This is a genomic window from Helicobacter sp. (assembly GCF_022511165.1).
Classification (GTDB): Bacteria; Campylobacterota; Campylobacteria; order Campylobacterales; family Helicobacteraceae; genus Helicobacter_C.
Window position 1 is genome coordinate 1 of record NZ_JAFLSB010000036.1, and the last position, 14004, is coordinate 14004.

The window sequence follows — 14004 nt, forward strand, 5'->3', positions numbered from 1 at the left end:
CTCCTCCATATCCCTCAAAAGACACATTTTCCAATGAAAACTCCCATACAAAAGATTCTAACACCCAAGAGCATTTCCCAAAGCAAGGAATGGATATGCTTTATTTGGCTGAAAATCAGCATTTTTGGCATATAGCTAAGAGGGGTTGGACTATGGCAGTTTTTAGATTCTAATTTTACATTTTACTTTGGAATGTTTGGAATCTGCATTTTTTAGATTCTTTCTATAAGGTTAAGTAGAAATTCTTAGTAAATAGGCTTAAAATGTGTAAGTGTAATTTAAGCTTATACACAAAATTACTTAGTTTTGTTTTTTTAAGATTCTAGATACTTTGAGGTTTAGTTTATAGGAAGAAAGTTCAACTTGAGAAAAAATAAAACTATAACTCAAAAATAAGGTTTAAAAAATCTCAAAAAATTAAGAAAAACCCGATATGTGAGCCCCTTAAGCCTTCCTTATTCACAAAAGAAAAAATAATAAATAATTGAGAATATGAATGAGGCTTAGAGGATTATAGAATGCTAGGTATTATATGGGCGAGAGCCGATAATCCCCCTCCACAGGGCAGAAATACTAAGCGTAATAAGCAGGATTTTAAATACCAACTCACTTTGTTTGTGCATAGAGTTAAAAGCGGGAGTATTGATAGTGCCTAGGGCTTGAGCTTCCATAATATAGGGCGTGTAATAGAGTGTAAAAAGAAAAATCATCATCACATTAATGCCCCCAAGCAGTAGCCAAAACCGCCTCTGCTTAGTAAAAGCAAAAAATCTCGCATAAAAGCTACTCAAAAGCTCATAGATAATAATCACTACGGCTAAAAAATTAAAAAAATAATTGCATTTGAGGAAAATTTGCCCCATAATCAAGCCACTATCACTTAAGGTGAGTGCGGGGACAAGACTTGAGGCTTGAAAAATCACTGCTGCGGAAAAAGCGGCGCATATAATTACCCCTACCCCTATACTTAGCAAAAAGATGTAGATTGCATCAAGTATACGAAAGGTTGCATAGAGTTTCATTGTTTCTCCTTTATTTTTAATATCTATTATCATTATTGTAGCAAAAAATATCAACTTTTACTCCCGTCTCTCTACAAATTTTACCTAAATCATTGCTTTGTATTATTTACTTACGGAGAATTGCCAAATATTAAATGAAGTGCGGAATGTTGAATCTAAGCCTATTTTTGCCTTTCCTACAACTGCGGGGACGAGTAGCGAACTCACACAATGGGCAACTATTTGGGATAAAAGCGCACATATTAAATATTCCCTTATGCACGAGTGCCTCTATGCGAAAATGGCATTTTATGATGAGAGTCTTTTTGCGCATATGCCTCAATCTGTGGCAGTTTTTAGCGCACTTGATGCCCTTTCCCACGCCATAGAATCTATTTGGAACAAAAACGCCACCCCTCTCTCCCAAAGCTACGCCAAAGAGGCAATAAGGCTTATCATCAAGCATTTATCAGCTTTTGCCAAAGATACGCATTCTTTGCACGATAGAAGAATGATTATTTTAGCGAGCATTTATGCAGGATTGGCTTTTTCACAAACACAAACCGCTCTTGCTCACGCATTAAGCTATCCTATTACAATGAGCTTTGATGTGCCTCACGGCTTGGCGTGTAGTTTTTCTTTGCCCATTTTGCTTCAATATATTACTGATGAAACTGCAAACTCTCTCCTGCAGCCTTTTAAAGATGATATAAATAGGCTCTTTGCCACGCTTCATATCTCATCAAATCCACGCGATTATGGGCTAGATACGCATTTTGTGAAGCATATATTTAGCACTTTAAATAAACGAGCCAAAAATGCCCTGCTTGATGTTGATGCGATTAAGGAAGAATTTTTATCTTATGTTTCATAGTATTTGAATCTCCTCATTTAATCTGCATCATCAAATACACAAAAAATAACAAAAAGAATATGCTCACATAGAGCTTAAATTCAAGCATCTTTATAAGTAAAAACTCCATAATAGCTTATCATCGTAGCTAGTTATTTCTAGGATTTATTTGGAGGATAATTGAATAAAAAAGAAAAAAGAGGGGTTAAAGGGCTAATTTACATTTTCTCAATGTTTTGGTAATATCGCGCTTACAAAGTTTATGGGAATAGAGTGGGTGCTATGGCGGATTCTAGGCTTTTTTATGCGGTTACATTACTCATTAGCATTGGTGTAGTGATGTCTTATTCTTTAGCAGTTTATGTTACAAGCCTTTATACTTACTCTTCTTTTCATTTTTTAATGCGTCAATTTATTGCTGCTGGTATTGGTATTATACTGATGTGGTTACTTTCGCGCGTTGATGTGAATGCGCATTTTAAGCGCATTGGTTTAGTGATTTTCATCATTTCTATTATTCTTATGGTGGGTATGCACTTCCTCCCCCAAAGTTTTGTAAGCTCTGCTGGTGGGGCAAAACGTTGGATTAGACTGCCTTTTGTTTCTCTTGCTCCTTCTGAACTTTTTAAAATTGGTTTTGTATATTTTTTAGCGTGGAGTTTTTCACGCAAATTTGTAAGTAATGTGCATCTATCAATCAAAGATGAGATTAGAATCTTTATTCCTTATCTTGTGTTATTCATTGTGGCAGTGGTGCTTATTGCAGTTTTGCAAAATGATTTGGGGCAGGTGGTGCTTTTGGCTTTGACATTAGGAGTGATGCTTTTATTTGCTGGAGGGAGTTTGCGTCTGCTTGGTGTGATTTTTCTAGGCACAATCAGCACAGCTTTTCTTGCCATTATCACAAGCCCTCATAGAATCTTGCGCGTGAAGTCGTGGTGGGCGAGCGCGCAGGATTCTGTATTAGCTCTTTTACCTCAAGGCTGGGCAGAAAGTCTGCGTGTAAGTGGTTTGCCCGAACCCTATCAAATCTATCACGCCACAAATGCAATCTCAAGTGGTGGATTCTTTGGCTCTGGGCTTGGAGAGGGCTTTATCAAGCTTGGATTTTTAAGCGATGTGCATACAGATATTGTGCTTGCGGGCATTACAGAAGAGCTAGGTTTTGTAGGGCTTTTTGGCATTATGTTGCTTTTTGGGTATATACTTCTGCGACTTTTTCGCATCGCCAATCGTGTTTCGCATAAAATGCACTATCTTTTTTGCGTAGGTATAGCACTTTTGCTTGGTTTTTCGCTTATTATTAATGCTTTTGGTATTTCAGGTATTACGCCTGTTAAGGGTATTGCTGTGCCATTTTTAAGCTATGGAGGAAGTTCATTGATTGCAAATTGTATAGCCATTGGTTTGGTTTTGGCGATTTCTAGGAATATGGGTTTTGAAAATACTCATAATCCACAGGAGCAAAAGGAGTAAAAATGCGCTTTAATCGTATATTATGGTTAGCTTTTAGTATTTCTCTTATCATACTTGGAGCAGTGTGTATGGCAAATCCGCTTGTTACAATGGTATTTCTTGCTTATCTCGTAGGATTTATTATGGTTTTAAGTGGTATTGGCGAGGTTATTTATTTTATGCAAATGCGTTATGCGATGATTTTGCTTGATGGCATACTCTCGTGTGTATTTGGCTTAGTGCTTCTCTTTGGAGAGGAAGAAATCGCGCAAAATTTTGTGCCACTTTTTATTGCATTGTGGCTTATTTTAAAAGGCATTTTATGGCTTGTGCATTCTTATAGACTAGCTTCGAGTTTAGAATCAAATCTCAAAGTTGGCATTATCATAATGGGTGGAGTGTATATAGTGTTTGGGATTTTATTTGTGCTTTTCCCTGAAGTGCTTGCAACGCTCATTAGCTTAATACTTGGTGCTGTGTTGATTATTAGCGGTGCAGTGGGATTATATTTTTGGAATGCTCTTAGAAATATTGAATAATGGGCTATGAGGTTGTTCTTGCTGGCACGCGTCAAATAGAGGGCGTGAAGTCTCTTATTACAAACACAATTGCTTTCATACCGCTTACACACACATTAGAGGGTATCGATGCGTTAATTTTTACTTCCGCGTATGCAATACGCTCTCTTATAGAATCTGCTTCACATAATTTGCAAAATACTCCAAGCTATAATCCTCTTCTTGCGCGTTGGAAGGAGATTCCAAGTTTTGTTATAAGTCCTGCAAGTGCGCAGATTCTCTATGAGCAGGGCGCGGTGGTTGAGTTTGTAGGAAAAAAGGCTCAAGGAGAGGCATTTGCGTATGAGATTTATCCTTTGTTGCAAGGGCGCAAAGCATTGTATTTACGTGCAAAAGAAATTGTATCAGGGCTTGGCTCTATTTTAAAAGATGCGCATATTTGTCTTGATGAGGCTATTGTATATGAAAATCTCCCACAAACCCTCCCACCTCATCTTAAGCCCAAGCCTCAAAGCGTGATTATTTTTAGCGCTCCAAGTGCATATAAGAGTTTTGTAAAAAATTTTGGTTGGGAATCCCAATACATCGCTGTGGCAATGGGACAAAGCACTTTTAAATATTTTGATAAACATATCACAGCTTATATCAGCCCAAGCGCAAATTTTAATGCTTGCATTGCATTTGCTAAAGAGCTTGCGCGTAGCCAAAAAAACAAAGGCTAAAGCCCTTATTGACACATTACGTGGCAAGAGATTCTTCATTATTTTTAATAAGAAACTTATAACGAGCGCAGATTCTAATGCTACTAAGATTTTCACTCCCCTTACATTTTATTTAGCTTTGGGTGTTACAATCGCACACATTAAACATATGGAGTGGCAAATGAAACAGCTTAATAAATGGCTATACGCAGGGATTTTATGTATGTGTGCGTCTTTGATGTATGCAAAAACTTATGCAGTGGTTGATGGCAAGGCTATTACCGACAAAGATATGGAGATTTTGAAACAAAGTATTCCTAATTTCAATTATTCGAAATTAAGCGAGCAGGAAAAAGAAGCGCTCATTAATGAGCTTGTAAATCGTCAGCTTATTTTAAAAGCTGCAAAACAAGCAGGGCTTGATACTTCTAAAGAATACACTGATATTGTCAATAACATTAAAGATAATCTTTTGATTGATTTATGGACAAAAAAACAAGCCGATAGCATTCAAGTAGCAAGCGTGAATGATGCGCAAATGCGTAAAATCTACCAAGAAAATGAGGGGTTGTTTGTCAATCAAGAGGGCAAGGCGCGTCATATTCTTGTGAAAACAGAATCTGAAGCAAAAGCAATTATTAGAGAGCTTGATAAGGTTGCTAAAAACAGAGTAGAGGCGCGTTTTATTGAGCTTGCGAATGAAAAATCTATCGATCCTGCTTCAAAACAACAAAAAAATGGAGGCGATTTAGGCGTGTTTCAACGCTCAATGATGCACCCTGATTTTTCAAAGGCTGCCTTTGACTTAAAGCCCGGCACTTATAGCAAAGAGCCCGTGGCTACACCTTTTGGTTATCATATTATTTATCTTGAGCGCAAAAGTGATCCCAAGATTATCCCTTATAGTGAGGCGAAAAAAACGATTGAAAATGAACTCAAAATGCAAAGCATACAAAGCGGTATGATGCAAAAGATTCAGGCATTGCGCCAAAAAGCAAAAATTGAAATTACAAAATAGTTAGATTTTAATCCAAAGGAGGAATTATGCTCGTAACTGGTAGCGAAATACTACTTAAGGCGCACAAAGAGGGCTATGGCGTTGGGGCATTTAATTTTGTTAATTTTGAGATGCTTAATGCTATTTTTATGGCAGCAGATAAAGCACAATCGCCCATTATCGTTCAAGCAAGTGAGGGGGCGATAAAATATATGGGGATTGATATGGCAGTGGGAATGGTGAAGATTCTCTCCAATCGTTATCCGCATATTCCTGTGGCATTGCATCTTGATCACGGCACAAGTTTTGAATCTTGCAAGAAGGCTGTTGATGCAGGATTTAATTCGGTAATGATTGATGCTTCTCATCACCCTTTTAAAGAGAATCTCGCAATGACAAAAGAAGTTGTAGAATATGCGCATTCTAAAGGCGTGAGTGTGGAAGCAGAGCTTGGGAGACTTATGGGAATTGAGGATAATATTTCTGTGAGTGAAAAAGATGCAGTGCTGATTAATCCTAATGAAGCCGAAGAATTTGTAAAAGCCACAAAGGTGGATTATCTCGCTCCTGCCATTGGCACAAGCCACGGGGCATTTAAGTTTAAAGGTGAGCCAAAACTTGATTTTGAGCGATTAGAGGAAGTTAAAAGACGCACAAATATTCCTCTTGTGCTACACGGGGCAAGTTCTATCCCTGAATATGTAAGAGAAGCATTTTTAGCCACAGGTGGTGATTTGAAAGGAAGTAAGGGTGTGCCTTTTGATTTTCTAAAAGAAGCCATTAGAGGCGGAATCAACAAAATCAATATCGATACAGATTTGCGTATAGCCTTTATTGCAGAAGTGCGTAAAGTTGCAAATACTGATAATACGCAGTTTGATTTGCGCAAGTTTTTTGCTCCTGCTATGGAATCTATTACAAAAGTAATGGTAGAGCGAATGGGCATATTAGGAAGCGCACAAAGAATTTAAGATTAAGCTTTGGCTGAAGTTTTAAGCAGGAGAAGATAAGATTGTAGCAGATATAGAGGGAGCGTGTGTAACTTTTAGAGCATACACTCCCATATTTAAATGATAGGGGAGAAGATGAAAATTCTTGATGTGCGCTCACATACATTTCAAGCTGATTTTGAACTCGTTTTAGCGCGTGGAAAAATGGATATGAAAGAAGTATCCCTCATTGTGCAAGGATTGCTTGATGAGATTGCCCAAAATGGTTTAGAGGCTATTAAAGCCCACATTGCGCGTTTTGATGCTTGGCAAGCACATAATTTTAAGGATATTTGCATCACTCCACAAGAATGCCTTAAGGCTTATAATAATCTCTCTTCCGAGCTTAGGTCTGCTCTTCATCTTGCCTATGATAGAATCTATGCTTTTCATCAAAAGCAAAAAGCCAAAAGTTGGATTGATTGTGATGAAAATGGTAGCATACTTGGCTCAAAGCTTACACCAATGGAGCGCGCTGGGCTATACATACCCGGAGGCAAGGCGGCTTATCCAAGCTCACTTTTAATGAATGCGATTCCTGCGATTGTAGCTGGAGTGAAAGAAATTGTTGTATGCTCTCCCACGCCACATAATGAGCCAAACCCCCTCCTTCTTGCTGCTCTACATTTATGTGGCATTACTGAAATATATAAAGTTGGTGGTGCGAGTGCCATAGGGCTTATGGCGTATGGTTGTGAAGATATTAAAAAAGTTGATGTTATCACTGGTCCGGGCAATATTTTTGTAGCTTGCGCAAAGAAACTTGTTTTTGGTGATGTTAATATCGATATGATTGCTGGTCCAAGTGAGATAGGTATTATTGCAGATTCTAAAGCAAATCCTCGCTATGTTGCTTATGATTTGCTCTCTCAAGCCGAACACGATGAAATGGCGAGTTCTATTCTTATCAGTGATAGTGCTTCGCTTATAGAATCTGTGCAAAAACATATCAGCGAGATTCTCCCCACAATGCCCCGAGTAAAAATTGCACAAGCGAGCATAGAAAATCGTGCAGTGATGATACACACACGCAACCTCAAAGAAAGTATAGATATAGCCAATGCCCTTGCCCCTGAACATTTAGAGATTCTCACAAGCGAGCCATTTGAAGCTCTCCCACACATTAAACACGCAGGAGCGATTTTTTTAGGTGAGCATTCAAGTGAGCCTATTGGTGATTATCTCGCAGGTCCTAATCACACGCTTCCCACAGGTGGCAGTGCGCGCTTTTTTTCGCCTTTGGGAGTAGAGCATTTTATGAAAAGAAGTTCAATTATTGCCTTTTCATCAGCTGCGCTTAAAGAAGTAGGGGAATCTTGTGCGCTTTTAGCTGAATGTGAATCCCTTAATGCTCACGCTCAAGCGGTTTTAACGCGATTAGAAGATGTGAAAAAGAAAGGATAAGAATGGACGCATTTTTTGAAGGCACACCCTTAGAAAAATGGAAAGAAGTGATTTTGAATGCTTCACCGACTTTAGTAGGCTTAGAACTTGAATCCTTGCTTGAGCGCATAGCAGTATATGAGGCGCTTTTAGAGGCACAAGGTATAGATTTAGAATCTGCTTTTAAGCAGTATTACTTTAATGAGGAAAATAAAGAGCATCTTCATTTGGCAAAAAACAATCTTGCCATAGATTCTATGGCAAAAATATTGAGTAATTATGAATAGAATCTCATCTCTGTATTCTCATCACTCGCGGCATTTTTTGCTTTTTACTCCCTTTTTATTTGCTCCTTTTTTGTTGTTAAATGCGTATGCAGCTGCGCCGCTTTGGCTATGGGAGCAGGAGCTTAGTCTTGAAAAAGAGCAGACTTATCAAGCTACTTTTGCTGTTGGTAAGGTGCAAAAGGATTTGATTTTTCGCTGGACACTCTATAAAAATTATGGGCTTGTGCTTCATATCCGCTATGATAAGTTTAATCATCAAGTTGTGCTTTATACAGATTATCAGCGCAATTCTTATAAAATCCCGCTTGGTAAGGAGGTTGATGGGATTCATAAATTGAATCCGCATTTGGTAATGTTTTTTAAAGAATTTTCAAACGAAGAAGAAAAGGCGTATTTAAAGCTTTATATCGAGGGGCAGGGTGCAAGTGTATTGAGTGAGAGTATTTCACCAAGTAAGAAAAAGCCGCAAGAAGCAGATTCTACTCAAGAAACAGAGGAAAATGCAAATCAAGGAGGAGAGGAGTGAATATGCAGATTGCTTGTGAGCGTATTAAGGCGTATATTCGCACTTATGTTCAAGAGTGTAACAATGATGAAATTAATGCGTTATATAGTCATTTGAGCTATGGTAAGATGCTTCGAAGTAAGCTTTTACTTGCTATTGCTGATATGAATGACGATGCACTCAAGGTTTGCGCACTTATTGAGATGATTCAGAGTGCCTCTCTTTTGCACGATGATGTGATTGATAATGCGCAAACAAGGCGGGGTAGCCCTTCTATTAATGCCACTTTTGGTAATAAAAATGCGATTATGCTTGGCGATGTGCTTTATTCTAAGGCTTTTTATGAACTTAGTGTTTTAGACATAGAGCTTGCTAAGAGTGTTTCTTCTGCAGTGTTGCGTTTGTCTGTGGGTGAGATTGAAGATGTGCGCCTCTCTAACGCATTTCATACTAACAGAGAGGCTTATATTCGTATGTGCGCAGATAAAACAGCCGCTTTGATTGTGGCTGCGGCGGAATGTGGGGCGATTTTAAAGGGATTAAATAAACATATTTATAGAATCTATGGGGAGAATTTGGGCATTGCCTTTCAAATTATTGATGATATACTTGATGTTACCCAAGATAGTGCAACGCTTGGAAAACCCTCAATGAGTGATTTTAAAGAAGGCAAGACGACTTTGCCCTATATGGATTTATATGAATGCTTGAGTGAAGAAAAAAAATCACTTTTGGCTTCATATTGTGGGGTAAATATCAGCAGTGAGCAAGAGAGCTGGATTAAAATGCAAATGCAAGAGCATAATATTATCAGCAAAAGTATCGCCCAAGCTCAATTATATGCTGATAAAGCCCTTGAAGCAATCGCTATTGAGGGCAATGAAAAGCTTAATGATATTATCACGCAAATGCTTAAGCGCACATTCTAGGAGGCTACTATGCAAGAAAAAATCCAAATGCAATATATGGTTGTGAGTTTTTCGCATAAGAAAGTAGATATTGCAATGCGTGAGAGATTAAGCATAGAAGAGAATCAAATTGTGCCATTTTTGCAAAAGATTAATATGTGTGAGGCTATTAGGGAGAGTATTTTACTCTGCACTTGCAATCGTGTGGAGCTTTATGTAAGTATGCACGATAAAAAAATTGCGCGGGAGCATATTTATCAATGCTTTGCAAAAGAAAGTGGTGTGCCATTAGAGCAGGTGAGGGAGATAGCACTTTTACGATTAAATGAATATGCAATTTATCATATTTTTGGTGTGGCTTCAAGTCTTGATAGTTTGGTTGTGGGGGAAACGCAAATCACAGGGCAGCTAAAGAGTGCGTATAAACTTGCCTTTGACAATGCCTTATGTGCTAAGGATATGACGCGTCTTATGCACTTTGCTTTTAAATGTGCCGCAAGTGTGCGTCAACAAACAGATATTTCAGCTCATAGCGTATCTGTGGCTTCTACTGCGGTGCATATGGCGGCTCAAAAACTTGCCAAAGAGGGACAAAGCTTAGAATCTTTGCCGGTTTTGGTAATTGGAAGCGGTGAGATGGGACGCTTAGTATGCAAGCATTTGCTCAATATCAAAGCTCATATCACACTTATCTCACGCACACAAAATAATGCAAAAGCCCTAAGCGCAGAACTTGGGGAAGATAAAATTTGTGTGCAAGCCTACGAAAAATTGCCTCAACTCGTGGGGGATTTTCCCTTGCTTTTTAGTGCAACAAGTGCGCAAGGCTATATCATTACCAAAGATATGATAAGTCCTAGCACAAAGAAACAATGGTTTTTTGATTTAGCTCTGCCACGCGATATAGAATCTCTCCCTTATGAAAATGTGCAAGTTTTTTGCGTAGATGATTTGCAAGAGGTAGTGCAAGAGCATAAAAAGGCACGTGAGGAGAGCGCAAAAAGTGCGCATAAGATTGTAGAGGATTTTACCGCTCATTTTTTTAGTTGGTTGCAGACTTTGAGCGTTGAGCCTGTGATTAAGCATATTCGTTTTCTTGCAAAGCAATCTTCTCTAAAAGAGCTTGATAGGGCGATTAAAAAAGGGTTTCTCCCCCCAGAATATCGCAATAATGTAGAGAAGATTCTCCACGGCGCTTTTAATACTTTTTTGCATCAGCCTACGATTCGTTTGCGACAAGCAAGTGAAAGCCACCACGGCGATCCTGTGATTGAGGCGATGAAAAGTATGTTTGATATTGATGATGAGATTGTTATGTTAAATAGCTATAAATGCGAAAAAGACACTACTTTTTAAAGGAATCTTATGCGATTTTCACAACTTTTTGTCAATACTCTTAAAGAAGCCCCCAAAGATGCCCTACTCAAAAGTCATCAATACCTTGTGCGCGGTGGATTTGTGCAACAAATTGGAAGTGGTATTTATAATTTTTTACCGCTTGGAAAAAAGCTTATTGACAAAGTGCGGGCAATTGTGAAAGAGGAAATGGATAAAAGTGGTGCGCAGGAGATTCTAATGGGTTTTGTTACGCCTGCGGAGCTTTGGAGAGAATCGGGGCGATATGAAAAATATGGGCGTGAGCTTTTGCGCTTTGTAGATAGAAAGGATAATGAATTTGTGCTTGGACCCACACACGAAGAAGTTATCACTCATATTGCTAAAAGTGCTATTAAGAGCTACAAACAGCTTCCTGTTCATCTTTATCAGATTCATACAAAATTTCGCGATGAATTGCGCCCGAGGTTTGGGCTGATGCGTGGGCGAGAGTTTATTATGAAAGATGGATATAGTTTTCATAGTAGCTATGAGGATTTAAATAGAGAATTTGACACAATGGAGGCAACTTACAAAAAAATCTTGCAAAGAGTGGGGGTGGATTTTAAGGTTGTGGAGGCAGATTCTGGGGCGATTGGTGGAAGTGGAAGCAAGGAATTTATGGTTTTAGCTCCTTGTGGTGAAGATACTATTGTGGTGTGTAAAAATTGTGATTATGGCGCAAATATAGAGGCGAGTAAAAGAGCGCAGCGCAATGCTCCACGCGCTAATGAAGTGTGCTATGATAGTGAGCCACCAAAAGCGGAATTTGCACGTTTTCATACGCCAAATATCAAAACAATAGAGGCTTTGAGTGCATTTTTTAAGGTTGATAAATTCTATACAATCAAGGCGATTGTTAAAAAGGCACTTAAAGCCGATGGGGGAGGGGAATTGGTATTTTTCTTTGTGCGCGGTGATGATGAGGGCGAAGAAGTAAAGATGTTTAATGCTATAAATAGAGGCACAAATATGTATATTGAGCTTGTTGATGCGAGTGTAGAGGAGATTGCCAAAGCGGGGCTTGAGGCGGGATTCATAGGTGCATATGGTTTGCGCCATATCACAAATGCAGAGCATATTTACTTTGATGAAAGCCTACGAGATGCTTCAAATCTCATTTGTGGGGCAAATGAAAAGGACTATCACTTTGTGGGTGTGGATTTAAGCACTTTTGAGGGCTTAGAGTATGCAGACTTAGCACAAACCAAAGAGGGAGATTTATGCCCTAAATGCAATAATGAGCTGCACTATACCAAAGGCATAGAAGTAGGGCATATTTTTAAGCTTGGCGATAAATATTCTCGCGCAATGAATGCGCAGTTTTTAGATGAACGCGGTAAGACGCAGCCTTTTATTATGGGCTGTTATGGACTTGGAATCTCGCGTATTTTACCGGCGATTTTGGAGCAAAAAAGCGATGAATTAGGCTGTGTATGGAGCAAAGAAGTGAGCGTATTTGACATAGTGATTATTATCTCAAATACTAAAGATAATGCGCAGAGTGAATATGCAAATAGTATATATGAGAATCTCAAAGCAAAAGGCGTTGATGTGCTTCTTGATGAGCGCGATGAGCGATTTGGCGTAAAGATAAAAGATTTTGAATTGCTCGGTTTTACTTATGCTCTTATTGTTGGCAAAGGGTTGAGTGAGGGAAAAGTAGAGCTTATAAAGCGTGAGGGCTTACAAAAGCGTGAATTAAGCGCAGATAAAGATACGCTTCTAATGCAGATTCTGCAATCTCTTGCGTGAAGGCAAAGGAGTGAATATGGCAGGGCAAGATAAGCAAAAAGAGCTAGTGATTGGCTCACGCGGAAGCGTATTGGCGTTATGGCAGGCAGAATACATTAAATCTCGTCTTAAAGCCGAATGTGGTTTGCAATCTCGCATACAAATCATAAAAACGCGCGGAGATAAGATTCTTGATGTGCCACTTGCTAAAATCGGTGGCAAGGGGCTTTTCACAAAAGAGCTAGAAGAAATGCTTTTGAGTAGGGAAATTGACTTAGCCGTGCATAGTCTTAAAGATGTGCCTGTGGATTTTTTGCCCGAGCTTTCCCTCGCTGCTATCACAGAGCGCGAGAATCCAAGCGATTGTTTTTTGAGCGTGAAGTATCCTAATCTCTCTGCTTTGCCACAAGGCGCAAAGGTAGGCACAACCTCATTGCGCCGCTCTATGCAAATCAAAAAATTACGCCCTGATGTGGATACATTGAGTTTGCGTGGGAATGTGCAAACGCGATTAGAAAAGCTTAATGGCGGCGTCTTTGATGCGATTATCCTCGCACAAGCTGGGCTTAATCGCTTGCAAATTAGCACCCAAAATGTGCCTTATATTATACCTTTGGAGTTTATGATTCCGGCTATGGGGCAGGGTGCGCTTGGGATAGAAATGCGCACAGATAGCGCGTATTTTTCTGCTATTGCTACACTTTCTCACGCCCAAACTGCGCTTTGTGTGAGTGCGGAAAGGGCATTTGTGCGCACATTAGAGGGGGGCTGTCAAGTGCCAATAGGCGTATATGCGCAATACAAAGATACTATGCTTTTGCTTAAAGCCATAGTAGGGCTACCTAATGGGAGCGAAGTGCTTGAAGATTCTATAAATGAGGCAATGAATCTTACAGATATTGCAGCGAGTGAAAGTCTTGGTATAAAACTTGCCCAAAGCTTCATAAACAAAGGTGCAAGGGAGCTTTTGGCAAGGGCTGAAAAAATGGCATTTACATAAGCTTTTGTTTTATTTTTGCCTTGTTTTGCAAAAAGTTTTTATCCTTTATATTTTTAATCTACTCTCCCTGCCATTTAGGCAACATTCACAAGATTCCACACAGCAATAAGATGTGATAAAAAAGGCAAAAATAAGATTCTTTTATAAGATTCTAGAATCTGCTTTGTTTAAATCCATAAGTAAAGCTTAAGATTTTAGAATCTAAAAGTCTTATAGGGGGGATTCTAAACCTTATATTTCCTTAAACTTTAACAATCGTTTTGTTTTTTAAATAGCTTCCCATAGCATAATTTTTTCAA

Annotated in this window: 14 protein-coding genes; 13 read left to right on the forward strand and 1 reads right to left on the reverse strand. The window is 38.9% G+C overall.

Annotated elements, in window-relative coordinates:
- Positions 1-521: 521 nt before the first annotated feature.
- Positions 522-1022, reverse strand: coding sequence for a DUF4149 domain-containing protein (locus J1E28_RS05930; RefSeq protein ID WP_291027740.1), 501 nt, complete (start codon positions 1020-1022; stop codon positions 522-524).
- 139 nt (positions 1023-1161) lie between these two features.
- Between J1E28_RS05930 and J1E28_RS05935 the strand changes: the two genes are divergently transcribed.
- The 13 genes from J1E28_RS05935 (at position 1162) to hemC (ending at position 13705) form a co-directional block, all read left to right on the forward strand.
- The gene (locus J1E28_RS05935) at positions 1162-1875 is read left to right on the forward strand and encodes an iron-containing alcohol dehydrogenase (RefSeq protein ID WP_291027742.1); all 714 of its coding nucleotides are present in this window, start codon (positions 1162-1164) and stop codon (positions 1873-1875) included.
- Between the two features lie 261 nt (positions 1876-2136).
- Complete coding sequence (locus tag J1E28_RS05940; protein WP_291027763.1) at positions 2137-3330, forward strand: FtsW/RodA/SpoVE family cell cycle protein; 1194 nt, start codon at positions 2137-2139, stop codon at positions 3328-3330.
- A 2-nt stretch (positions 3331-3332) separates the two neighbouring features.
- Entirely contained in the window at positions 3333-3848 is a 516-nt protein-coding gene (locus J1E28_RS05945) for a DUF308 domain-containing protein (protein ID WP_291027744.1), read from the forward strand.
- Positions 3848-4549 (forward strand): uroporphyrinogen-III synthase, encoded by a 702-nt coding sequence (locus tag J1E28_RS05950; RefSeq protein ID WP_291027746.1) that lies wholly within the window; start codon positions 3848-3850, stop codon positions 4547-4549. The genes J1E28_RS05945 and J1E28_RS05950 overlap by 1 nt, the downstream gene beginning before the upstream one ends.
- A complete protein-coding gene (locus tag J1E28_RS05955) occupies positions 4494-5546 on the forward strand; it encodes a peptidylprolyl isomerase (RefSeq protein WP_291027748.1) in 1053 nt (350 codons plus the stop codon). The genes J1E28_RS05950 and J1E28_RS05955 overlap by 56 nt, the downstream gene beginning before the upstream one ends.
- A gap of 26 nt (positions 5547-5572) precedes the next feature.
- On the forward strand, positions 5573-6496 hold the full coding sequence (locus J1E28_RS05960; protein WP_291027750.1) for a class II fructose-bisphosphate aldolase: 924 nt from the start codon (positions 5573-5575) through the stop codon (positions 6494-6496).
- 114 nt (positions 6497-6610) lie between these two features.
- Positions 6611-7918 carry a histidinol dehydrogenase gene (gene hisD, locus J1E28_RS05965; RefSeq protein WP_291027752.1) on the forward strand — a complete coding sequence of 436 codons (1308 nt, stop codon included), beginning with the start codon at positions 6611-6613 and terminating at the stop codon, positions 7916-7918.
- Between the two features lie 2 nt (positions 7919-7920).
- Positions 7921-8184, forward strand: a complete 264-nt coding sequence (locus tag J1E28_RS05970; protein ID WP_291027754.1) for a DUF2018 family protein — start codon at positions 7921-7923, stop codon at positions 8182-8184.
- Complete coding sequence (locus J1E28_RS05975) at positions 8177-8710, forward strand: hypothetical protein (protein WP_291027756.1); 534 nt, start codon at positions 8177-8179, stop codon at positions 8708-8710. Before J1E28_RS05970 ends, J1E28_RS05975 begins: the two co-directional genes overlap by 8 nt.
- Positions 8711-8712: 2 nt before the next feature.
- Positions 8713-9618 (forward strand): polyprenyl synthetase family protein, encoded by a 906-nt coding sequence (locus tag J1E28_RS05980; protein ID WP_291027764.1) that lies wholly within the window; start codon positions 8713-8715, stop codon positions 9616-9618.
- A gap of 9 nt (positions 9619-9627) precedes the next feature.
- A complete protein-coding gene (hemA, locus tag J1E28_RS05985; protein ID WP_291027758.1) occupies positions 9628-10953 on the forward strand; it encodes a glutamyl-tRNA reductase in 1326 nt (441 codons plus the stop codon).
- 9 nt (positions 10954-10962) lie between these two features.
- Complete coding sequence (locus J1E28_RS05990) at positions 10963-12726, forward strand: proline--tRNA ligase (RefSeq protein WP_291027760.1); 1764 nt, start codon at positions 10963-10965, stop codon at positions 12724-12726.
- A gap of 16 nt (positions 12727-12742) precedes the next feature.
- A complete protein-coding gene (gene hemC, locus J1E28_RS05995; protein WP_291027762.1) occupies positions 12743-13705 on the forward strand; it encodes a hydroxymethylbilane synthase in 963 nt (320 codons plus the stop codon).
- Positions 13706-14004 lie beyond the last annotated feature (299 nt).